At 65.2% G+C, this 21,381-nt stretch carries 20 protein-coding genes; 3 read left to right on the top strand and 17 right to left on the bottom strand.

What is annotated here, in order from left to right; genetic code table 11:
* Positions 1–4: 4 nt before the first annotated feature.
* The 6 genes from ACYJ11_RS02825 to ACYJ11_RS02800 form a co-directional block, all read right to left on the bottom strand.
* Positions 5–1,723, bottom strand: a complete 1,719-nt coding sequence (locus ACYJ11_RS02825) for a radical SAM protein (protein ID WP_461646641.1) — start codon at positions 1,721–1,723, stop codon at positions 5–7.
* Between the two features lie 239 nt (positions 1,724–1,962).
* On the bottom strand, positions 1,963–3,267 hold the full coding sequence (locus ACYJ11_RS02820; RefSeq protein WP_461646640.1) for an FG-GAP repeat protein: 1,305 nt from the start codon (positions 3,265–3,267) through the stop codon (positions 1,963–1,965).
* 90 nt (positions 3,268–3,357) lie between these two features.
* The gene (locus ACYJ11_RS02815; RefSeq protein WP_461646639.1) at positions 3,358–3,696 is read right to left on the bottom strand and encodes a DUF4112 domain-containing protein; all 339 of its coding nucleotides are present in this window, start codon (positions 3,694–3,696) and stop codon (positions 3,358–3,360) included.
* Between the two features lie 66 nt (positions 3,697–3,762).
* A complete protein-coding gene (gene arcD / locus ACYJ11_RS02810) occupies positions 3,763–5,217 on the bottom strand; it encodes an arginine/ornithine antiporter ArcD (RefSeq protein ID WP_461646638.1) in 1,455 nt (484 codons plus the stop codon).
* 262 nt (positions 5,218–5,479) lie between these two features.
* Positions 5,480–7,402: an ABC transporter ATP-binding protein gene (locus ACYJ11_RS02805; RefSeq protein ID WP_461646637.1), complete on the bottom strand. Its 1,923-nt coding sequence runs from the start codon at positions 7,400–7,402 to the stop codon at positions 5,480–5,482.
* 69 nt (positions 7,403–7,471) lie between these two features.
* Entirely contained in the window at positions 7,472–8,269 is a 798-nt protein-coding gene (locus ACYJ11_RS02800; RefSeq protein ID WP_461646636.1) for a DUF429 domain-containing protein, read from the bottom strand.
* A 105-nt stretch (positions 8,270–8,374) separates the two neighbouring features.
* Here ACYJ11_RS02800 and ACYJ11_RS02795 point away from each other — a divergent pair, with 105 nt between their 5' ends.
* The gene (locus ACYJ11_RS02795) at positions 8,375–8,533 is read left to right on the top strand and encodes a DUF7559 family protein (RefSeq protein ID WP_004517194.1); all 159 of its coding nucleotides are present in this window, start codon (positions 8,375–8,377) and stop codon (positions 8,531–8,533) included.
* Positions 8,530–9,054, top strand: a complete 525-nt coding sequence (locus ACYJ11_RS02790) for an Hsp20/alpha crystallin family protein (protein WP_461646635.1) — start codon at positions 8,530–8,532, stop codon at positions 9,052–9,054. The genes ACYJ11_RS02795 and ACYJ11_RS02790 overlap by 4 nt, the downstream gene beginning before the upstream one ends.
* A 30-nt stretch (positions 9,055–9,084) precedes the next feature.
* On the opposite strand, the gene ACYJ11_RS02785 is transcribed toward ACYJ11_RS02790, so the two are convergent.
* The 5 genes from ACYJ11_RS02785 to ACYJ11_RS02765 form a co-directional block, all read right to left on the bottom strand.
* Positions 9,085–10,188 (bottom strand): NAD(P)/FAD-dependent oxidoreductase, encoded by a 1,104-nt coding sequence (locus ACYJ11_RS02785; RefSeq protein ID WP_461646634.1) that lies wholly within the window; start codon positions 10,186–10,188, stop codon positions 9,085–9,087.
* The gene (locus ACYJ11_RS02780) at positions 10,189–10,974 is read right to left on the bottom strand and encodes a DUF7388 family protein (protein WP_461646633.1); all 786 of its coding nucleotides are present in this window, start codon (positions 10,972–10,974) and stop codon (positions 10,189–10,191) included.
* A gap of 70 nt (positions 10,975–11,044) precedes the next feature.
* Positions 11,045–11,665 carry an NUDIX hydrolase gene (locus tag ACYJ11_RS02775; protein ID WP_058994508.1) on the bottom strand — a complete coding sequence of 207 codons (621 nt, stop codon included), beginning with the start codon at positions 11,663–11,665 and terminating at the stop codon, positions 11,045–11,047.
* 169 nt (positions 11,666–11,834) lie between these two features.
* Positions 11,835–12,305 (bottom strand): DUF7109 family protein, encoded by a 471-nt coding sequence (locus tag ACYJ11_RS02770; RefSeq protein WP_461646632.1) that lies wholly within the window; start codon positions 12,303–12,305, stop codon positions 11,835–11,837.
* A 32-nt stretch (positions 12,306–12,337) separates the two neighbouring features.
* Complete coding sequence (locus tag ACYJ11_RS02765) at positions 12,338–13,474, bottom strand: MFS transporter (protein ID WP_461647364.1); 1,137 nt, start codon at positions 13,472–13,474, stop codon at positions 12,338–12,340.
* A gap of 119 nt (positions 13,475–13,593) precedes the next feature.
* Between ACYJ11_RS02765 and ACYJ11_RS02760 the strand changes: the two genes are divergently transcribed.
* Positions 13,594–13,764: an HVO_0758 family zinc finger protein gene (locus ACYJ11_RS02760; RefSeq protein WP_004517187.1), complete on the top strand. Its 171-nt coding sequence runs from the start codon at positions 13,594–13,596 to the stop codon at positions 13,762–13,764.
* On the opposite strand, the gene ACYJ11_RS02755 is transcribed toward ACYJ11_RS02760, so the two are convergent.
* The 6 genes from ACYJ11_RS02755 to ACYJ11_RS02730 all read right to left on the bottom strand — a co-directional run bounded on the left by ACYJ11_RS02755 (position 13,765) and on the right by ACYJ11_RS02730 (position 21,373).
* The gene (locus ACYJ11_RS02755; protein WP_461646631.1) at positions 13,765–14,850 is read right to left on the bottom strand and encodes an aldo/keto reductase; all 1,086 of its coding nucleotides are present in this window, start codon (positions 14,848–14,850) and stop codon (positions 13,765–13,767) included.
* A gap of 72 nt (positions 14,851–14,922) precedes the next feature.
* Positions 14,923–16,107 carry a DHH family phosphoesterase gene (locus tag ACYJ11_RS02750; RefSeq protein ID WP_461646630.1) on the bottom strand — a complete coding sequence of 395 codons (1,185 nt, stop codon included), beginning with the start codon at positions 16,105–16,107 and terminating at the stop codon, positions 14,923–14,925.
* A gap of 49 nt (positions 16,108–16,156) precedes the next feature.
* Complete coding sequence (locus ACYJ11_RS02745) at positions 16,157–17,047, bottom strand: SDR family oxidoreductase (RefSeq protein WP_461646629.1); 891 nt, start codon at positions 17,045–17,047, stop codon at positions 16,157–16,159.
* Positions 17,044–17,472 carry a DUF5791 family protein gene (locus ACYJ11_RS02740; RefSeq protein ID WP_461647363.1) on the bottom strand — a complete coding sequence of 143 codons (429 nt, stop codon included), beginning with the start codon at positions 17,470–17,472 and terminating at the stop codon, positions 17,044–17,046. The genes ACYJ11_RS02745 and ACYJ11_RS02740 overlap by 4 nt, the downstream gene beginning before the upstream one ends.
* 50 nt (positions 17,473–17,522) lie before the next feature.
* Entirely contained in the window at positions 17,523–20,525 is a 3,003-nt protein-coding gene (locus ACYJ11_RS02735) for a DUF7286 family protein (RefSeq protein WP_461646628.1), read from the bottom strand.
* Entirely contained in the window at positions 20,513–21,373 is an 861-nt protein-coding gene (locus ACYJ11_RS02730) for a DUF7284 family protein (protein ID WP_461646627.1), read from the bottom strand. Before ACYJ11_RS02730 ends, ACYJ11_RS02735 begins: the two co-directional genes overlap by 13 nt.
* Between the last annotated feature and the right edge of the window lie 8 nt (positions 21,374–21,381).

Here is a 21,381-nt window from a genome sequence, read left to right as displayed (position 1 = left end):
GCCGTTAGTCAGCGCCTTCCCCCGACTGGGTGGTCGCGAACCGCTCGATGGATGCGACGTCGATGTCCCCGACCGACTCGTAGGGCCTGTTTACCACCACGTCGCCGGCGGTGCTCCGGCCGATGCCGGGAATCGCGGTGAGTTCGTTCATCGACGCGCTGTTGAGGTCCAGCGGGTAGGGGACGCCGGTGACCGACCGGTAGCCGTGGTCGGTGACCGCGATGTCGACGACGCTGCCGAGTTCGCGCTCGCCCGGAATGCCTACGAGTAGCGGGTACGTCCCCAGTTGACGGCCGAAGGTCTTGCCGTCCTGGTGGTATTCCAGATGCACGTCGGGCAGAACCGTTCCTGGCGGCGCGACCCGCTGGAGCATCGGGTTGTCGATGGTCTCCCGGACCTCCTGTTTGTACTGCTTGAACAGTTGCTTGTGGTCCTTGGCGATCTCCGCGCCGGTGTCGGCCATGTCGGTCCCCTCGAAGGCCATCACCTGACGGATGTTCACCCGCCGGAGCATCAGCCCCTCGTCGTAGACCCGCTGGAGGAACCGCTTGTTGTGCTCGAAGGTCTCCCGCGTCTCGCCTTTCAGCCCGTGGACCAGATTGATTCCCGGGAGCAGTTTGGGGAGCCGCCGGGCGGCGTCGTCGCCGAAGTTGGGTGCAGTCCCCTTCTCTCCGCCAGGCCGCCAGCCAGCCACCTCGTTGACGATCTTCACCGCCTCGAAACACTGGTCGGCAGTGACGTTGAGATTGTTGTCGCTCATCACGTTCGGATCGGCCGACTCCAGTCCGAACGCGGCGGTGTCACCGGGCGTGTTGTGCTCGGCAATGATACGAATTCCCTCGCGGGCCTTCTCGGGCCACTTCACGACCGTAATGGGGTTCATGTTGTCGAGATGCAGCGTCTCAAGGTCCGGGGCGACCTCGCGGATGCCACCGTAGAGCCGCCGCAGGGCGTCGGGATTCGGTGCTTCGCCGTCGCCGCCGTACGCGAGGATGTCGGCCTGCCGGCCAAGCCGGAAGTGCTTCACACCGCGGTCCGAAAGGGCGTCGACCTCGTCGACGACGCTCTCGGGCGGCCGGAAGTCCGGGTTGCCGTACATCGGCTCCGTGCAGAACGAACACCGGTACGGACAGCCCCGGGAGGTCTCCATCTCGCAGATGAGGTAGTCGGGATGGTTCGGGTGCTGCTCGACGACGAACGCGCCGGCGCGTGCCCATCGGGTCTCCTCCTCGATGTCACGGTAGCGGTCGTTGAATCCTTCCAGACCGGATTCCACGAGGTCGAACACGGCGGCCTCCACGTCGGCCATGGCGAGGAAGTCGAAATCGAGGTCGTCGCGGGCCGTCTCGCTCGCGCCCTCGTTGGCATCGCCGACGCCGAAGCGGACCGGGCCGCCCATGATGGACGTGCCGTTGGCCGTCCAGGCCAGCTCGCGCACTTCGTCGGGTTCCGCCGGAGTCCCGCCGACGTACTTGCCGGGGACGGTCATGCCGCCGACGTACACCATGAGGTCGGCGGCCTCGACATCTCGCCAGACGGCGTTGTCGTCCCGGAGTTCGTCGATAGTGTGATACGTAATCTGCTCGCGGGGGACGCCGGCATCGACGAGCGCGCCGGCAGCGTACCGCGGGTACGTCGAGATGTACGGCGGCACCCCGAAGTGTGCGGGCTCGTCGACGTAGCCGTCGACGATGGTCACGTCGAGCGTCTCGGGGTCAGTCATACCCCTCGCTTGACGTTCGACGCCTAAAACCGTGTCTGGTCCAGCTTGCCTCGCGTTCCGGTGAACGGATTATTTGAACGCCGGAAAGCTCCGGACGGTTCTGGTCGTCTTTCGGTGTCCTCTCCCAACGTCCGGGTGGAATGCTCGGGCTGGACGGCGGTTTCTGCCTCTCCGCAGTTTCTGGACGAACAGCGTTTCAGCGAACAGTGCGCACACATTCGCTGCCGCTTTGCTGTCGTCTACAGGTCGAAGAGGTAGGCGGGACTCGCCGCGCGAAAGACGGGAGAGCCAACGAGCGCGGTCGTGTCATGGAGCGCGACTGCAAAGCCGAACTCGGCGTCTTGGTTGGGGTTTTTCGGAACCAGCCGTCGCGTCCCGGTCCAGTCGTCGGCCGCCCTGAACACGTAGGCGTGGCCGGACTCGCCCGCATCGGGTGCTCCAAGGACCGCCAGCCCGTCAGTGTACGCCACCGACCGGCCGAAGTCGTCTCCCGAATCGGCAGCTGTGGCGGTGAGCCGGGCCCGGCGCGTCCATCCGGTTTCGGTTTGTTCGAACATGTACGCACTGTCGCCCCCATCGCCCGGAGCACCGACGACTGCTGTGTCGCTGTCGAGCGCGACTGCCTGTCCAAACAGGCCATCGTCCACCGGGTCGTCAGGCGTGAGCATCGTCTGTTGCAGCCACTCGCCATCCGCCTGCTCGTAGACGAACACCGCGCCCGTTTCCTGGCCATCCGACTCGGCGTAGGGCGCACCGATCAGAACAGTGTCGCCGGCAACTGCAACAGCGGTCCCGAAGAGGTTCTCGGCGTCGCTTCCGAGCGCGGCCTCCTGTGTCCAGTTCGTCCCGTCGCGCCCGAACACATACGCGCTCCCGCTCCACGACTCCATCGTCGTCGGATTGTTGTTGTCGCCGACGACAACCCGTTCGCCGTCGAACGCGACTGACCGGCCAAAGTCATCCCTGTCTTCGTTGGGGACAAACTGATGTCGCTGTCGCCACTGGCCGTCGTCCCGCGCGAAGAGGTAGACTGCACCCCCTTCGGAACCGGCACCAGGGCCACCGAGAATCGCTTCCTCACCGACCATCGCAGCCGAGATATTGTAGCCGCCGAAGTTCTCTTGATCGTCAGGAGTCAATACTGTGGTCAAGCGCCAGTCGCCGTCAGCCTCGAACACGTAGGCCCCGTCGCTTTCGGCGAGGACGACTGCGGCGTCCGCCGACAGCGCAACGGCCCGGCCGAAATCGTCGACGGTCCCACTGGGTGCGGGGGTGAATACAGGGGTTCCGGCCTCCTCCGTCACCCCTGCTGAGGCTGTCTCAGTGGGACTCGAGATGGCTGTTGTGGTCTCCGTGCGTGTCTCAGAGCGTGTGGACGGCGACGGCTCACCGTCCGTTGGCGGGGGCAAAGTCGCGGTGGGTGTCGCTGTCCGTGTCGGGGTGGCTACCTCATCCCTACCGCCGTTGGTGAACATATTACACCCGGCCAGTCCGGCAGGGACTGAGACGCCAAACGCTCGAAGGAGGGCCCGTCTGGAAACCATTTCGTAAAATATCAAAACCTATGTATAAACTTTTTATGAGGTGTTCAGAGAACGGGAATCAGGTCTGAATCCACGTACTGCGCTTCCCTCTCACTCTGAAACCGCAGCGGCGACCAGTTCGGCGTTCTTGACGTTGGCCTTCCAGTAGGCGTCGAAGAGGTCACCGACGACCGGCACGCTCCCGAGCACCGCGTCCACCGCGATGTTCGCGAGCAGTCGAATCACAGTTTGTTTCGGGACGCCGAGTCGCACGGCTTCGGCAACGATGTACAGCGAGCACACTGCCGTGGCGAAGTCGCCCGCAACGGGTAGCAAGCCGATTATCGGATCGAGCCCGATTCGAAGCGTTGTGCCGGGTATGCGGACGCTCTCGTCAAGAATGTGAGCGACAGTTCGGATGCGACCCAGCGCCGCCGGTTCCGTGTCCATGGTTGACACACGAGTGGGGGCCTAATGCTCTCATTGCTTGAGTGACAAATCTCGGCTGGGCAACGTTCAGTCGTCGGCGACAGCGGACGACGTGACCGAATCAGCCTGCTCGGACCCGTCGTATCGGCCACCGAACAGCGTTGTCGCGAACAGGATCAGCGGCGAGAGGAACGCGAAGAAGTAGTACGGGGCGTACGCGAGCGTTCCAACCCCAAAGACCGCAGACATATAGACGGCACCGGCGTGCCACGGGAAGAGCGCGCCGGTCGGAGTACCGGCGGATTCGATAGCCTGCGAGAGGTCGTCGCTGGCCAGGCCGTACTCGTCATAGAGATTTCGGAGCGTGAGGCCGGGGACGACGATGCTCATGTACTGCTGTGCCGAGAAGGCGTTGACGAAGATAGCCGAAATGCCGGTCCCAATGACTAAGCTACGCTGGCCACGGACAGCGGTTGCGAGATGGTGTGCGAGCACGGCGAGGACGCCGGTCCGTTCGAGGAGCCCACCGAGACTGAGGGCCGCAACGACGACGGCAATCGTCCAGGCCGATCCCGAGACACCACCGCTTGCCAGCAGGTCGTTCACGAGCGCCGTCCCCGTTTCAGGGGCCGTCCCGTCGAGAAAGACGGTCCAGGCGGCAGTGAACGAGCGGCCCTGCACGAAGATGGTCGTGAAGGCTCCAGCAAAGACCCCGGCGACGAGCGTCGGGAGTGCCGGGATTCCGTACAGCGCCAGCCCGAAAGTGACAACGAGCGGTATGAGTACCAGCACCGAGAGGTCGTAGCTCCCAGCAAGCGCGCCCTGTATCTCGGCGACGCGCCCAGTCGGGATTTCGCCGACAGCACGCAGTCCCAGCGCAGCGTAGAGCAGTACTGAGAGGCCAAACGCCAGCACAGTCCCGTTACGCATCGCCCGGATGTGGTCGTAGAGGTCGGTGTTCGTCACGGCGGCGGCGAGGTTCGTCGTATCCGAGAGGGGTGACTGCTTGTCGCCCGCGTATGCACCCGAGAGGATGGCACCGGCAGTCATCGGTGTCGGCACACCGAGACCGGAGCCGATACCGATGAAGGCCACGCCGAGCGTGCCGGCCGTCGTCCAGGACGAGCCGATTGAAAAGGCGACGACCATCGCAAGCAGCGCTGTCGCCGGGAGGAACACGTTCGGCGTCAGTATCGAGAGTCCGTAGTACATCAGCCCGGGGATAGTTCCCGCACTAACCCACGTCGCGATGAGGCCATAGATGATGAACAGGATGAGAATGGCCTGCAGTCCCATCAGCAGACTGTCCGCGAGCCCCTCGTAGAGATCATCCCACGAGTAGCCCAGCCAGTATTTGCCGACTGCACCCGTCAGCACGATGCTCCAGAGCAGCGGCCCGTGTGGGGCCAGCTTCAGATATCCCGATCCGATGCCGAGGAAGAGCACGACACCGAGTACGGGGACCAGTGCCTGCAGTACCCCCGGACGGCGCTCCTGCGGGATGTCCTCGTACGTCAGCGGTTCGAGAGTGAGTGATGTCACGTCTATCCCGCCCTAATAACTTGTGTGTATTAAAACGAGCGATAATATCTCTGTAGCGCATATGTGACGCTGTCACGTTCAAGGCTAGCGTTACCAAACATCGACACAGCAGACCCAAACCGCGGCTAACGCGCATCTGACTGTCGGCCACGCTGGCTCCTATTGACAGGCTCGAATGAGGCAATCAAATATTTCGTGACAGTGCAGTCGGTCGCATCACCGCTACTAATCTTCCGCCGAAAACGCTCGGACAGCAGCAGTCTCAGTCGTCAGCGCTGACCGCCCGGTCGTCGGCCTGTGCGTGCCAGAGATCAGCGTAGTCGCCGTCGGCCGCGAGTAGGTCGGTGTGGCTGCCGCGTTCGACGATTTCGCCGTCGTCCATCACGACGATGCGGTCCGCGTCCTGAATCGTGGAGAGGCGGTGCGCGATGACGAAGGCGGTACGGTCCGCAACCAGTTGTTCGATGCTCTCTTGGATGCGGTCTTCCGTCTCCGTGTCCACGTCGCTGGTCGCCTCATCGAAGATGATGATTTCAGGATCGTTCAGCAGGGCACGGGCAATGGCGACGCGCTGGCGCTGGCCGCCGGAGAGCTTGATGCCACGCTCGCCGATCTGCGTGTCGTACCCATCCGGCAGCTCCTCGATAAACTCGTCGGCCTGTGCGGCTTCCGCCGCGTCGCGGACGCGGTCGCGCGCGACTTCCCAGCCACTCCTCCGCGCCTCGTCGTCTGACTGCTCGGCGTCGAGGACGTCGCGGTCGCCGTAGGCGATGTTCTCGGCGACCGTCCCCGAGAACAGGTACGGCTGCTGTTCGACGATTGCGATCTCGTTTCTGAGGCTCTGGAGGCCGTATTCACGCACGTCAACGCCGTCCACTCTCACCGCACCGCTATCCACGTCATGGAACCGCGGCACCAGTTTCAGCAGCGTTGATTTACCGGCTCCAGTCGCCCCGGCAAGGCCGATTGTCGCCCCGTCAGGTACATCCAGCGACACGTCGCGAACGACTGCCGGTTCGTCGCCGTAGCCGAAGGTCACGTCGTCGAATTCGACCGACCCGTCGATGCCAGCAGGTTCGTATGGGTCCTCGGGGTCGGTGACTTCGGGCTCCTGACCCAGCAGGCCGAACACGCGCTCGGCGCTGGATTTGGCGAGCTGGTACTTGTTTGCGGACCGCCCGATTCGGCGCATTGGCGAGTACAGCCGGCGGATATACAGGAAAAACAGGGCAAACGCTCCGGTAGACAGTGCCGCTTCGCTCTCAGGATTCGTGATGAAGTCCATCCCGGCGACATACAGAATCAGAACGAACGCGATCCCAGTAAGCAGCCGTAGACCGGCAAAAAAGGCCCGCCGGATGCGCAGGGCAGCCACTTTCTGGTCGTGATACTCTTGGCTCTGGTCGGTCACCCGTTTGCGCTCGAAGTCGTAGCGGTCGAACGCCTTGATGACTGGCGCGCCACTGAGGTTGTTCTCTAGCCGGGTGTTGAGCCGCGATACTGTCTGGCGGATGGAGCGATATTTCGGCTCGATCCAGGTGAGGAAGAAGCCACTGGCGATGCCGATGAGTGGGACGGGTCCGAGCGCGATGAGCGCCAGTTTTGGAGAGTACCGATAGAGGATGACCGCGATGCCACCGACAGTCGCGACCACTCGAATCATCTGGCGGAACTCTGTGTTGAGGAACGACTCCAGCCTGTTGATGTCGCTGTTGAGTATCGACATCATCCCGCCGGTCTGGTGGTTCGCAAAGAAGGACAGCGAGAGGTGTTGCAGGTGGTCGTAGGTGTCGTTCCGGAGGTCCCGCTGGATTTTCTGTGCGCTCGACTGGAGAAGATATCTGGAGGCAAAGCGCGTCGCCGAGCGGAGCAGGTAGGCGATGGCCGCAATGGCGACCAGCCGCTGGAGGAACGCGATACGGGCAGCCTCGCCCGTGATTTGGCCGGGGGGCAGCAGACCGGCGTCTGTCAGCAGCCCCGGTTTGCCGCTGCTAAGGACGACGCGGTCGATGGCTGCGGCGACGATTATCGGCGGCACGAGGCGGGCGAACCGGGTACAGAACGCCGCCAGAATACCGACGAATAGCCGGAGCCAGTACGGCGTCGCGTAGCCGACGAGGTTGACCATCGGGTGGCCATCGACGTTCTCGCGGACACCCTCGAAGCCGCCCTGGTCGTCAGGCATAGACGGTAGTTGGGCCGGAAACTGATATATGCCGGGCTTCGGCCCGAAGACGGTCCCCTCACTGCGTCGTCAAACGTAGATACAGCCTTCACTTTCGGGACCCGAGGTGAGCGGTCTTGCGCCGTCGGCCAGCCGGCTCGCGGAGATGACGGCGGCCAGCGAGTCCAGCGCGTCGTGGTTCCCGAGGTAGGTGTCGCGATGTTCACCAACGGTGACGCTACAGGCTTCGACCGCCGTGACGTTTGCCTCCCGGCGCTGTCGGGGGTCGTCGACGTTCTTGTACCCCTCGCGGTAACAGCCAAGCCAGCCAAAGGTTGCGGCGGGGTACACTTCGGCGACGAGCGTGTCGGCGTTCCAGCCTTGCATCGGTACGACGGCTGTTGCGTCGTCGTCTCGCAGTTTCCCGAGTACGTCCCGGACGCCGTAGAAAGTCATACTGCGCGTCCGGTTCGTGTAGGGACACAGCGCGCCGCGTCGGAAGTCCGTCTCCCGGCGCAGGTCACGGCTGCCAGTCGTCATCTCGGCGGTGTGCCGGCACGCCTCGGAGAGCGACCCCGGGTCGGTCGGGCCGCTCCCGCTCGCAAGCCAGTCGACGAAACCGGCCCAGGTCCCGCCACACTGCGCGTCAAGGAGCGCCTGTGGCAGACTGAACGGGAAATCCATCCCGACCGTGCCCACATCGTCGTCGGTAATGCGGTCGACGAGGCCGGCGTGGGCCGCTTCACGGTCACGCCCCCACTCGTCCGTCCCGCGGTAGCACTGTTGAATCTCCAGCCCGTCGTCCGTCGGTATCGCCTCGGTGACCCAGAGCGCGTCGCCAGCGGTCGCTGCGCCGCTGAAATCCACCCCGAGGACGCGTTCACTCATACACCCGAGTACGCCGGTGACGGTATCAATGTTGGGACTGGCAGGAACGGGATGCCCCCTTCCCCGTCCGTAAGGGGTTTGTCCCCGACGGACCAACGAAATAGTATGCCAGCCACCATGGAGGTCGTCTGCACGGACGACAGCTGCGAACTCGACATGTTCGAGATGCACTACACGTACGATATGCCGGACGATGTCGAACTCGCGGCGTTCTCCTGCCCGTACTGTGGCGGGACGGACTGCCTCGACGAAGTGGAACTATGATGCGGGACATCGGCTCCTCGATCAGCGACGCGATATTCGAGAACATCGGCCGGGCCGCCGGCCGGGTGCAGGAGAACAAGCCGCTGGCCTCGGACCTGCTGGAGTCGGACGACTCCTACCTCGTCGTCTTCGACGCCCCCGGCACGACGGCGTCGGACATCCAGGTCCGGTACGTCGACGACCGTGTTGAGGTCCGTATCGACCGCTTCCGTGACTTCTACGAGGGCTTCGAGATGCGCTATCCCGGGCGCGGGCTCGCGCTCGATGGGAGCGTCACCCTGCCGAGCGACGCCGCTGTCGACCCAGAGACGGCCCAGGCCACGCTCAAGAGCAACGGGACGCTCCACGTTCGCATCCCGAAAGCCGAGACGGGCCACGACGAGGACGAAGCGACGGATGTCGGCGTTGAAACCGACGACAGCGAGCCCGACGAGGAGACCGAAGCGGCTGGGGAGGGCGAAACGGCCGACGTTGAAGACGTGACCGAATCAGGCGACGAGGGCGAAGACGACAACGCCTGACTGCCCTGTATACCTTTTCTTACAGCGTATTCACTCGTCCCAATCACGCGTCGGGTCGTCCAGCGCGGCGAATTCTTCGGAGCCATCGAACCGTGTCGGGTCGATGCGGTCGGGCAGGTTTTCCGAGAGTGGGTTCGGGCGACTGAGTACGTCTGCGGCGACATAATTGCCCATCGCCGGCGCGCGCATGAGCCCGTGGCCCTGCCAGCCAGTCGCTACCCAGAGCCCGTCGGCGACCTGCCCGGCCAGCGGCGCACCGTCGGGCGTCGCCGTACACAGGCCGGCCCAGGCTCTGTCACAGGCCGGCGTCAGCGCCGACGTTTGCTCGACGCGGTCGAGGCTCCGAGTGACGAACTCGGCGTCCGCGTCGGGGTTCCAGTCCGTCGGGTCGACCTCGTGTGCGCCGTCACCGACAAGTAGTGCGTTGCCCTTCGGCCGCCAGTAGAACTCCCGCGTCGCGTCGTAGAACGACGGCAGCGTGGCGTCGACCGGGTCAGTTACGAGCGCCTGCGCTCGGTAGGCTTTCAGTGCGAGCGAGACGCCGACATCGGCGACGAGCGGCTTCGTTTGCGGGCCGGCCGCGACGACCACCGCGTCGAACGGCCGAGTCTCGTCCGCTGTTTCGACGGTTGCCGGCGAATCGAGCGAGACCGGGGTACCCGTTTCGATGGTTGCACCCGCTTCGCGGGCCTGCTCTGCCAGTGTCGCCACCACCTTGTCCGGGTCGAGTACGCCGGCGTCGCGGGCGAGGCCAGCCACCTCGATGCCGCTGGTATCGAGTGTGGGGTAGCGGTCACCGAGTTCCGCCGACGTGAGCGTCTCGACCCCGACGCCGTTTCCCTGCATCTGCGTGATCTGCTCGCGGACGGCCGTGGCGTCGCTCTCGTCGCGCGCGACCCAGACGTAGGGCTGGGGCTCGAACAGGTCCATATCACGGTAGCGAGCGAGCGCATCCGCGGCGACGGCGGCGTCCACGTCGTCAGCGAACGCGTCGTAACAGAGGCCGGCCGCCCGGCCGCTCGCGCCGCTCCCGAGGGTGTCGCGTTCGAAGACCGTCACAGACGCGTTGCTGCGAGCCAACGCCAACGCGGTCGACAGGCCGACGGCCCCGCCGCCGATGACGGCAACCGTCATTTACGAGAGGAACGGGTCGAGTCCACGCGCCGGGTAGCCGACAACCGTGTCGACACCGATGTCGTGGAGTCGGTCGGTTCGCTCGGCAACTGTTTCGACGGAGCCGACGAGCGCGTAGTCGCGGATCGCCTGTTTGAGCACGTCTCTGGCCCGGTCCGTCGCTCGGCTGTCCGTCGGCGCACCCTCGGGTAGTGCGTCCCGAACTGGGCCGCGCCGGGCCGCGTAGTCGCCGACGGCGTCGAGCATCGCGTCTTCACTGTCCGAGAGTACCAGCGGGGCGTAAACGGCAATCGAACCGTCGAAGCCGGCGGTCCGGAGTGTCCGAACGTCGCGGACGGTCGTCCGCGAGAGGAGTTCGTACTGCGTCCCGCCGACCGCCAGCGCGAGGCGTTCGATGCCCTCGGTACCGACCCAGGGGTCGCTGGTATCGTCGACGGCCGCCCGTAACCGCGGTGCGACGGCTCGTTCGGCCTCGTCCGCTGAGAGATACGCGCTGTGGCCGGCGACCAGTACGTGTCCCGCACCTGCCGGCAGCGCGTCGAACCCGCTGTCGTCGCCCAGCGGGTCGAAACCGTCGGCCCGAACTGGCGCGGTAACACGCACGTCAGTGGTCGACGCCAGCTGTTCGATGGTGTCCGGCTCCGGAACGTGGGCCGCTCCCTCGTAATCGATTGCGAGTGTCTCAACGTCGAGGGCTGCCGCTCGCGACACGTCTATCTCCGTCGGTTTGAGCGCTACCGCGTCGATGCCGGCGGCCGCCAGTGTCGCACCGGTAAGCGTGGTCATCCAGTACGCTATGAACGACATCGGGTCGCAAAATCCTGTCGCTCTCGGTCCCGCCACAACCGGCCTTGTTTCACTCGGCTTCGTCGCGCACGCTCGGCGGCAAGTCGTCGTCCGGCTCCATATACCGGTCAGGTTCGGGCGGCATCCGCCAGTCGGTCGCGAGTTCGAGCAACTGGACGAGCATTCGTGCCGTCGCGCCCCAGACGGTGTAGCCGTCGACGTAGAAGAAATGGAGCCGTATCTCGCCGTAGTGGGGGTGGTCCCGGTGTTCGGACTCGTAGTTGTCCAGATCCGTTAGCTCCGACACCGGCAGGGTGACTATCTCGGCGACTTCTTCGTCCGAGGGCAGATAGTCACGGTCCGGAATCCGCCCAACGAACGGGCGCACGGAGTAGCGAGTGATGGTCCGGATATCGTCCAAGCGACCGACGACATTGACCGCCAGTGGGTCGAGCCCGATCTCCTCGTTGGCTTCCCGGAGCGCCGTCCGCAGCAGGTCATCGTCTTCGGGTTCCCGGCCACCGCCGGGGAACGACATCTGCCCGGGGTGGTCCGACAGGTGGTCGGCACGTTTCGTGAACAGTATTGCCTCGCCCGCAGGTCGCGTGACGACCGGGGCGATGACGGCGGCCTCCTGTGGCTCATCGTCCACGACGACTGGCTCGTGGGCCGCGACCCGGTCAAACTGCATAGCATACTGTAGGTAACCGACCGTCTTAATTCGGGCGGCTCACTCCTACGAACTAGCCGGTTTAATGGTGCAGAATACGGAATGCCGCCCCTCCCCCATTGAAAGCTCGAATCGAATCCCGTCTGATAAAAACGAACGCTGGTCGCGTTCTGACGTTGTCACCAGTCGATCACACGTCGTCGAGACGGTCCCGGAGACCGTCCATCTCGACGTTCTCCCAGGCTTCGATGTCGTAGCTCACGTCGAGCAGTGTCTCGACGCGGTCCTCGTCGCCGTTCTTGACGGCCATCACCGCATCCTCTCGGAAGCGGGCCTTGACGGCCTCAATGACGGCGTCACGCGCGAGGTCGCGGGCCGGCACGTCCATGATGTGCGGGAGGTCGACCGCGCCGTCGGGCAGGGCCGGGAACGCGACCGGGCCGACGACCAGCAGCGTCTCGTCGGTGTCGGCGGCGTGGTCGTCGACGGCGACGAGGTGATACGAGTCGATAGCGTCGTCGATAGCCGCGCTTACCGCGTCCGGGTCGGTGTCGATGCCCTGCTTGAAGGCGAGTTCGCCGCAAGCGTCGACGAGTTCCGCTCTGGTGAGCGAGCCGAAGAGGTCGACGACGCCAGCCAGCTCGTCCGGTTGCAGGTCCATACAGGTGACGCGGCACCGAGCGGCTTCAGCCTTTAGGCTCGGGCTGCGCTCGGCAGTCGGCCATTGAGATGCAGCGATACCATCGCGACGAGGACGACAAGTAACGCGATTCCCATGCCGCGAAGCAGCGTCGGAAACGTGACGCCGGCGTCGAGCAGCCGTCCGACGATTGCGCTTCCGGGAGCCTGCATCACCATCATGCCCGCGCCGTAGGTGGCGTAGGCGCTCGCGCGGTGGCGGTCCGGGAGCGAGCCGAGCAGGTACGCGTCCACCGCCGGGAAGATACTGTGGATGACGTAGCCGACGACGACGCTGAACGCAGCCAGCGACCAGAACCCGGTTAGCGACGGCAACACCAGCACACAGCCAGTAAAGGCCGCAAGCATCGTCAGAAGGTACGGAATCGACGGGAGCCGATCGGCCAGACGGCCGCTGACGTAGAAGGCCGGCACCCCGGCTCCGAACGCGAGCAACAGAAGCGTTCGTCCCCGTCCGGGCGTGAGGCCGACGCTCGTGGCGTAGGTGACGTAGAAATTGAACAGCCCGTTCCAGACCAGTCCCGCGACGCCGATAGTAGCGACGCTGGTGACGATGATGTGCCACTGGGCACGCGCCGCCCCGAGGAGGTCGCGGTCTTTGCTCCCGGCGTCTGGAAGCTGGGCGCGCCTCGCAATGAGCGTGAACGCGACGGTTACCACTCCTGCGGCGACGGCGATCCCCTGTAGCGCGGTTCGCCACGTGCCGACGACAAGGACGAACGATATCAGCGCCGGCGCGCCGACAGCGGCGAGCTGGGCGGCGACGCCGTGTTGCCCGAGCGCGCGGCCGGGCCGCTCCGGAAACAGTTCGCTGACCAGCGTGTTCGCCGCGGTCAGGTAGACACCGCTTGCAAGCCCCATGCTAAATGCGCCGACGAGCAACAGCGTCGGGTCGAACGCGAGGGCGGTGAACGTCGTCCCGAGAGTCAACACGACACCGGAGCCGAAGATGACCTTCGCCCGCGATATCCGGGTCAGCAGGACGCCGGTGGGGAGCCGAGGGAGGGCGCTCCCGGCCCAGACCATCGTTGCAAGCAGTCCGAGTGTCGCATTGGAAGCGCCCGTCGTCGTCCGAATCGGCTCGATAAGTGGTGCGAAGACGACTCTCGCGAGGTTGATGCAAAACACCATCCCCAGCAGCGAGCCGAAGATACGGCGACGAGACACGACCGGCGATAGATCGGAACACCTGAACAACGTTCCGGAACGCCGCCACGGGGTTTTTACACGCGGGTAGCACACTGGCAGGTATGGACTCAGTGAGGAAGGCCCTCCGGGCCGGCGATGTCGAGAAGGACAACTACGGACGGCTCTCCTGTACCAGTTGTGACGAGCCGCTCGCGACGGAGAACGACCCGGACGAGGTCGGGAAAGTGCGCGTCTGCCCCGAGTGCGACGGCAAGTGGAAGGAACTCAGCTAGCTACTCGAAGACGGCGTCGAACGCATCGGCACCGAGCGGTTCGTATCGGCCCGCATCGACGTTTTCGCGGGCGTGCTCGACCGAGCCCGTCCCGACCAGCGAGCAGGTCACGCCCGGCGCGCTGCGCGCGAAGTTGATGGCGCGCTGTGCGCTCGTCTCACCCGAGAGCTTCGCCGCCACGTCGTCCGGGACTTCCGCGGCCAGCTTGCCCTGCATAATGGAGGCGCTGGTGAACACGTCTAGCCCGGCCTCGTGAGCGAACCACAGCGCCGACTGGGGTCCCTCTGCGCCGTCGTGGGACTCGACAGTGAACGCGTCGGCCATCGCGACGTTGAACGGCAACTGAATCGCGCGGAGGTGCGTCGCCGCGTTGCCGGCCGTCTCTGCCGCGGCACGGGCGCGCTCGACGACTTCCGGTAGCGAGAGGTAACTGTCGTGGTCGGCAGGCACGCGAAACGCCTCCCACGTCGCGACGCCGTAGTGTTTGATGTCGCCAGCCGCTGCTCGCTCCTCCAGTTGCTCGAAGGTCGCCTCTAGCTGGTCGTACACTGCCTCACGGGACTTCGATTTCAGTTGCGTCTCCGGGTTGTGGACGTAGTAGAGATCGATGGTGTCCAGCCCGAGGTTCGTCAGTGACCGGTCGACCTGGTCGTCAATGTAGTCGGGTGCGATGCAGTGCTGGCCCGCAACGAGGTCGTCGCGGTCGACGATGCCGGTGTCGAGGTACTCTGACTGGACGAACGCGCCAGGATCTGCTGGGCGTTCCCCGTCAAATGGGATGAACCCGCCTTTCGTCGCAACAGCGATTGCCTCCCGGTCTACCTCCGCGTCCGCGACGGCATCGCCGACGACGCGCTCGGAGCGCTGATGGCGGTAGTTTATCGCCGTGTCGACGACGTTGATGCCGGATTCGAGCGCCGTGACGATAGCGTCGTGATAGCTCGCATCCCGCTCGTCGGTCGGGTCGCCCAGATACGTGCCGATGCCGATACTGGAGACGACGCCGTCGCCGAACCGCCGGTAGAACGTGCGCGCGAACTCGTCGTGGTCGTCCCGGTACGCCCAGGTCGCCTCCCGTGTGGCCATACCGGCCGTTGGTCGGGCAGTGACAAAAGGACAGAGATTCACTGGAATCAGTGAGGGCGCTCCAGTCGCTCGCTACAGCTCGCCGCTCATCGCGTCGAACACCCGTTCGCGGAAGTCCTCCCGGGAGACGCCGTCGCTGGGGCCGAGGCCGGCCATGTGCTCGACCGGGACCTTGCCACCGCCCATTCGCGCGTGGCCGCCACCCTCTGCCATCGGGATGTCGTCGACGACGGCCTCTATCGCCCGCCCGATGTGGACGCGGTCGTCCCGCGAGCGCCCGGCGATACGCATGGTGCCCTCCTTCTCGCCCACGACGACGACCGCGGAGACACCCTCTAACGTCTCAAGTTCGTCTGCTGCCTGTGGAATCGCGTCCGTGTTCGACACCTCGCCCACATCGCTGAACGCGTAGGGCGCTCGTACCTCTCGTTTCCCGATAGCCCGGGATTTCACGTCGAGCACTTCCGCGTCGACCTGCGGGTTCGCGATGCGGTTGAGCAGGTCGCTGTCCATCCCATCGTAGAGGTACGCGGCAGCCGCGAAGTCCTCTGACTTACACCCGTTGGTCAGCGACCGGGTGTCCGACTGGATACCGTATATCAGCCCTGTTGCCAGCGCACAGGGGACGGTTTCTGCCGGTGCAGCGTCGATATCGATACCCCCGTTCCCCTGTGTGTCGCTGAACTCGAATTCTAACTGATTGAAGTAGCTCGCGAAGATGGTCGCACAGGCCCCGTAGTCGGACCGGATGTCGGTGAACTCATCCCCGCTGCCGTTGCCGGGATGGTGGTCGATGACGGCGACTGGCTCGACCTCCTCGGCACCGGGGAAGCCGCGTGCCGTGTTGTGGTCGACGAGGACGACCGCCTCGCCGTCGATGTCTTCGACAGTTTCGATATGGTCGAAATCCAGATCCAGCACTGTTTGGAAGGCCCGGTTTTCCGGGCGGCGTATCTCTCCGGGGTACAGCAGCGACGCCGACGTATCGGTGCCGGCGACGAGTTGGTTGACGGCCAGGGCAGAGGCCATCGCGTCCGGGTCCGGGTTCGGGTGCATCAACACCGCGATCCGGTCGTAGCCGGTCAGCGTCCGACGCAGTCGCTCGCCGGGCGTTCGGCTGAGATACCGACGCAGCCAGACGCCAGCACCGAGAAGGACGAGGAGGGCCACAGCGACACCAGCGATCAGCAGGGGATTCCCGCTAGCGAACGCCGCGGCGGCGTCGATCTGGAGTCCGCCGCCGGCAACGCGTGTCATACCACGCAGTTCGCCAGCCTATCAGTAATAAAGTTCGCCCCTTATACAGCTAATTTTGCCGGTATTCTCGGACGGCGTCGCGGTACCCCTCCCGGAACGTCGGGTACTCGAATGTATACCCGAGTTCCCGGAGCCGGTCGTTCGAGCATCGCTTGCTCGTCTGTATACGGCGCTTTGCGGTCTCTGAGAGGCTATCGTCGGCGAGTCGTTCCTCGGTCGTCTGTTTCGGCGGGAACGGGACCTCACACTGTTCGGCCAGCCAGTCGGCAAAGGCCCACTTCTCGACGGGTTCATCGTCGACGACCAGCACGACTTCGTCACGGTGGTCTGCAGTCAACAGGTGGCGCACGGCCCCGGCCGCGTCGGCCCGGTGGACCATGTTCAGGTAGCCGGCCGTCACTGGGCCCTCAAGATACCGCTCCAGTCGGTAACGGTCCGGGCCATACAGGCCGGCAAAGCGAGCAACTGCACCGTGGCCGCCGTGTTCCACGGGACGCTCGCGAGCGACCCGCTCCGCTTCGGCTAGCACCTCTGTCTTCTCTGTCTGAGGGTCCAGCGGCGTCTCCTCGTCGACCCACGCACCGTCGTGGTCGCCGTAGACGCCGGTACTGGAGGTGTAGACCAGCCGTTCAGGGGGGTCGGTCCGTGACCAGAAGTGGTCGATAGCCGTCCGGAGTCCCTCGACGTACACCTCGCGGGCGGCCTCGGCTCCCCGCCCGCCAGAGCTTGCGGCGAAGACGAGCCAGTCGGTGTCCGGCACCGCAGACAGCGACTCGGCGTCGGTTACGTCGGCCCGGACCGCCTCGAAGCCGGCGTCCTCGATAGCCGCGATACCGTCGTCGGACCGGCGAACGCCAACGACCTCGTAGTCGTCCTGCAACTGCCGCCCGAGTTCGAGGCCGACGTAGCCACAGCCCAGAATGGCGACGCGCTCCGTCACCGCTTTTCCCCCTCGATGTAGCTGTGCAGGAGGGCGTACTCGGCCAGCGTCACCGGGTAGCGGCCTTCGATCTTCTGCTGGATTTCCTTCGGCTCCAGTTCGTCGTCGATGCCAGAGGCCAGCGATTCTACGTCCATCACAGCTGTCGTCATCCCCATCAGGAGGATATCCTGAGCCTCGGCTTGCAACGCGTCAGCGTCCGGCCGGTTCGGTCCGGTCGCCAGTACGGCGACCGCCTCATCGAGCGTCCGGTCGGCGATATCGCCGTCGGCGAACGCTGTTACTGTCGCTTGATCGAGACCGGTCTCGGCGACGATTTTCTCGACGCCGACTGTCTCGACCGTTTCGGCCAGCACGGTGCTGTAGGCCGCCAGTAACTCCTTGGAGGACTGCTCGCCCGCGTCCGGAAACTCGCCTCGAAGCATGGGCATCGATATGGCCCCGGGGTATTTTACTTCGGTCATGCGGCCCGGATTCAGGAGCCTGCGTCCGGCCACCCGCTGGATTCCTCCACAGCATTGCCGCCCTTGTCACCGACTCCGCGCGGTTTCGGTGGCACCACGACGACAACGCCTGTATCGGCTCGGAACGAGACGCGGTCGGCGGTACCCAGTCGTTCGGCCTTTCGGTCGTCGTCAACGTCGAGCGTGACGTCGTGGCCATCGCGTGCGTAGGTGGTCCGCGCGCCGGGTTCGCTCGGCGGGCCGTGGCTCGCGGAGACGGCGAACCGTGCGTACTCGCCTTCGACAGTCACCCACCAGATGTTCGCTGTCGCGTACCAAGGGGTGACTGGTGGTGCCAGCGGGAGACCTGCCGGGAGCCTGTCCGTCCCAAGCCGCTTCTTCGCGAACTGCTGAGCCTTCTGTTCACCGGCACTTGCCAGGGCGCTGCTCAGTTCGGATTTCGCCACGGACCGCACCGTCGAGGCCGTCCCGTTCGTGGACCCCAACGTCGGTCTGGTCGCCGGTGTATCGACCGAGAGCAGTCGCAGGCGGAGGCGGTCGCGTTCGACCCGCGTAAGGTTCAGTCGGGTACCGGCGACGCGGGCGACCCGTTCCTGAGCGGAGCCGTTGGTCAGGGCCAGTGCTCGGGCCGCCGATGTTTCCCACGGCGACATCGCTTCAGTGACAATAGCCTTGCTCTCGCCCTGTTTAGCCTCGGTGTGCTGAGAGACTGCCAGCCAGAGTGTCGTCGTCATTTCCTTGTTGGCCGCCTCGACCTCCCGCTGGAGTGCGTTGCGTTCCGAAGCCAGCGTGGCGTTCGACTCCGCTTCGAGGGTTTCGTTCGCGGCCGAGAGTGTGTTCGCTGCCGTTGCGAGGCGTACCCTGTCACCACTCTCGAACGTACCGCCAACGACGGCGTCAGCGGCGTCGCCATAGGGGACTGTGAACACGTTCGCGTTCCGCGCCACCAGCGGATGCTCGCTCCCATCCAGCGCGCGATACCGGCTCTCGTTTAGCTCGGCCAGCGTCAGATACGGTGTCTGCGCATCGACCCGCGTTCTGACAGGGCCGGCCGGACCGACCGGCACCGGACGCGAGCGCGGAACGGGCGTCTCCCGCGCCGTTAACCCTTTCCGGAGGGTACGCAGCGACCCGTCGGTATGTTCCGATAGCTGTGTATCGACTCGCTCTCGGTTGCTGTCACGCGCTGTGGCCTGCCTATTCAACTCCGCAGACACCGCATTCAAATAGGTCAGCCGGGCCGCGACGCGTGCCTTCTGTGCCGCGCTGTCGTAGGTGTCCGGCACGGCCGCAAGGGTTGCACGACGTTTCGCGACCCGTTCTCGGAGTTCCTGCGGGGGATTCGTTTCGAAGGTCCCGACGTGTCCACGCTCGACGGTGACGGTCGTGTTTCGGACTGACGCCCGTAGGTCCATCAGGTCCCGATACACCCAGTCGTGCAGTTCTGGCGGTCGGTCGGCCGTCACCGTCGCCTCCGTCCGGCTGAGGCTATCGTCGATGACTCGCTCAGCGGTCTCGTCTCGCCCCCCGGTGTGGCCGACGAGCGTGTCCATCGCTTTCGGTTCCACGTCGGCGAGGTTCGACCCGTTCAGCGGACTCGGGCTGGCGTCGTGTGCGGTCCGAATCGAGCGGTTCGGTGCCGGTGAACGGCCGTGATGGCGGCCGACGACGGCGACGGTCACGCGATAGCGCGCGGTGCTTGACGTCGTTGTCCGCTCACGTACTGACCCGTTCTGCCAGACGGCGGTCCGCGTGTACTGACGCTCGACAGTCCGGCTGAACGTCTCCAAGGTATGCCAGTCGTTTGGCGTCGCGACGCGACCACTGGCGTTCCCAACTGCCTCCGTAGCGGTGGTCGTCCGGTCGGCGACCAGTGTCCACCCGGTGCCCGGCGACGGCGGCGTCCCCGGCGGCCCCCCGCCCAGTCGATGCTTGTCGGTTTCCAGCGCTACCTCGACCGTGTATGCGTCTTTGAGCGTCTCGTTGAGGGCTGACGGCTGGGTGACTGACCGGAACGCAGTGTCGGCTGTCTCGTTGACGCCGACGGTCATCGAATCGGTCGAGCTTGGACCCGTTGTGGATTTCGGACGCGGCGGTGTCTCACTGATCGGCTTGTACTGGGCTTGGCCGACCACGTCGCTGGAGACAGCAGTTCCCCTGCTGCCCCGAATGATGTCTTTGATCCCAGTCACCGCTGTTGCCTCTTTCAGCGCACGGCGACCAGCCGGGTCGCTCCGTCCGAAGGTTGATCGCTGGACGCCGAGCAGGGCGCCGTTCGTCGCCAGCGAGACGTGCCGGTTTGCGACGACGTTTTCGATGCCAGCGCCGCCGTATTGTGCGTAGCCTCTCGCCCACGCTATCGGGTACAGCCGGGCAGTCATTCGCTGGCTCAACCCCGGCCTGTCTAGACCGTTGTTCAGACGCGTCTGGTAGGTCGACACTTGATCGTGGAGCATGAGCGCCTGTGTCGGGACGACGACAGTCGGCGAAATGCGCCGCGTCGAGACCACCGCTCCGTTGCGCCGGACCGTCAGAGTAACATTCTCGACTGCGGCTCGCATCGCGGTTTCGTTCGGCCCAGCGCGTTCGACCGAGACACGGTGTTTCGCTGTTCGGAGGTCGGTTACGTTAGAAACCGCTGGCAGGCTGGCGGTCACAGTCACGTCACCGCTTCGGCCGGAGACGCGCTCCAGCCGGTCGGCGACCCGGAGATAGGCACGGATTCTGAGCGAATCCCGGAACGCCGTCGAGTCGTTCAGGACCCGGCCAGCCGCTGTGTCGGCCGGCGTGACGGCCGGATTCGCCGCTGCCTGCTGGCCAGCTGTCGAGACGCCGTCTCGCACGGCGACCTGTGTCTCCGCCGTGGCTTGATTCAGCGCCCGTTCGACCGCCGTCTCGCTCGGAGCCGGTTTGGTGACGAACGTCGGGGCTAGCGTGAGACTGCTCACCAGCAGGAGAACGCCGAGCAACGCGAAGGGGACTCGGCCACGGGTGTCGTCCCTCACGGCGACCACGTCCTGACAGTGACGCGGACGCGGCTCGCCCGAACGGCGCTGGCAGCGTCCGCCGGCGAGTCGTACCGCGACCGCATATCGGTTCGAAGCCGCGCTGCGAGCGCTTCGGTCAGGTCGCGGTTCATCTCGACCGTCGACTGTCGTTCGACAGCAACGCTCGTTCCTGTCAGATCGGCCATGCGCTCGTATCGCGTCGCCAGCAGCACGTCTGCGGGGTAGTCGCCACGGAGGGCGTACCGCGACTGCGTCGGCGGGAACAGCCCGTCGACGATGCTCCGAGCCACGACCGTCGCCACGCCGTCGTAGCCGTTTGTCCCCGCCGCTTCGCGGGCTGGCTCCGAAACGTTCTCCATCCCGCTCGGGACGGTTACCGTCGCCGCTCGAACGTCTACAGTACCCGGCGGCTGGTCGCCGACGCGGTACTCACCGCTGACTGGCGCACCGCGATACGGTGCCCAGGTGACGCGGACGGCCGTTCGATGCCCCTGGCTGTGGAGTCTATCACGCGTCGCCGCCGCGACTCGTGACTCGAAGTCCGTGCCGGCGCTCGATACCCGATCGCCGTCCACGGTGACACCGCTCATCGCCGCCTCACCGAGTAGTTCTGCGACGGTCCCGTGACTCGTCCGCTGCCGCCGCGTGGCGTGGTCGGGTGGCCTGCGGTGCTCTGACGGTGGGACGAGCAAATCGTACTCGACGCTCGCGGTACTCGTTGCCAGCGTCGACGCTTGGTCAGCCGCAGGGTTTGTGGTCGCCGCCGGCTTCTCGACCCCGACGCCGCTTACGAGAGTCCCCGCAGCAGCACCGACGAGCAGGAGGAACACCGTCACGTCAGCGACGGCACTCATCGCCCTGT

Source organism: Haloarcula sp. H-GB5, from assembly GCF_054850705.1.
Note: the sequence above shows the minus strand (reverse complement) of the source record. Positions and strands in the feature narration are given on the sequence as shown.

Coding starts and splice junctions, on each gene's coding strand:
- ACYJ11_RS02805 (WP_461646637.1), bottom strand. CDS start 7,402: ATGCCTGACGACCAGGGCGGCTTCGAGGGTGTCCGCGAGAACGTCGAT.
- ACYJ11_RS02795 (WP_004517194.1), top strand. CDS start 8,375: ATGCCAGCCACCATGGAGGTCGTCTGCACGGACGACAGCTGCGAACTC.
- ACYJ11_RS02740 (WP_461647363.1), bottom strand. CDS start 17,472: ATGCTTCGAGGCGAGTTTCCGGACGCGGGCGAGCAGTCCTCCAAGGAG.
- ACYJ11_RS02800 (WP_461646636.1), bottom strand. CDS start 8,269: ATGAGTGAACGCGTCCTCGGGGTGGATTTCAGCGGCGCAGCGACCGCT.
- ACYJ11_RS02820 (WP_461646640.1), bottom strand. CDS start 3,267: ATGGTTTCCAGACGGGCCCTCCTTCGAGCGTTTGGCGTCTCAGTCCCT.
- ACYJ11_RS02760 (WP_004517187.1), top strand. CDS start 13,594: ATGGACTCAGTGAGGAAGGCCCTCCGGGCCGGCGATGTCGAGAAGGAC.
- ACYJ11_RS02825 (WP_461646641.1), bottom strand. CDS start 1,723: ATGACTGACCCCGAGACGCTCGACGTGACCATCGTCGACGGCTACGTC.
- ACYJ11_RS02815 (WP_461646639.1), bottom strand. CDS start 3,696: ATGGACACGGAACCGGCGGCGCTGGGTCGCATCCGAACTGTCGCTCAC.
- ACYJ11_RS02785 (WP_461646634.1), bottom strand. CDS start 10,188: ATGACGGTTGCCGTCATCGGCGGCGGGGCCGTCGGCCTGTCGACCGCG.
- ACYJ11_RS02765 (WP_461647364.1), bottom strand. CDS start 13,474: ATGGTGTTTTGCATCAACCTCGCGAGAGTCGTCTTCGCACCACTTATC.
- ACYJ11_RS02790 (WP_461646635.1), top strand. CDS start 8,530: ATGATGCGGGACATCGGCTCCTCGATCAGCGACGCGATATTCGAGAAC.
- ACYJ11_RS02770 (WP_461646632.1), bottom strand. CDS start 12,305: ATGGACCTGCAACCGGACGAGCTGGCTGGCGTCGTCGACCTCTTCGGC.
- ACYJ11_RS02730 (WP_461646627.1), bottom strand. CDS start 21,373: ATGAGTGCCGTCGCTGACGTGACGGTGTTCCTCCTGCTCGTCGGTGCT.
- ACYJ11_RS02750 (WP_461646630.1), bottom strand. CDS start 16,107: ATGACACGCGTTGCCGGCGGCGGACTCCAGATCGACGCCGCCGCGGCG.
- ACYJ11_RS02775 (WP_058994508.1), bottom strand. CDS start 11,665: ATGCAGTTTGACCGGGTCGCGGCCCACGAGCCAGTCGTCGTGGACGAT.
- ACYJ11_RS02780 (WP_461646633.1), bottom strand. CDS start 10,974: ATGACCACGCTTACCGGTGCGACACTGGCGGCCGCCGGCATCGACGCG.
- ACYJ11_RS02755 (WP_461646631.1), bottom strand. CDS start 14,850: ATGGCCACACGGGAGGCGACCTGGGCGTACCGGGACGACCACGACGAG.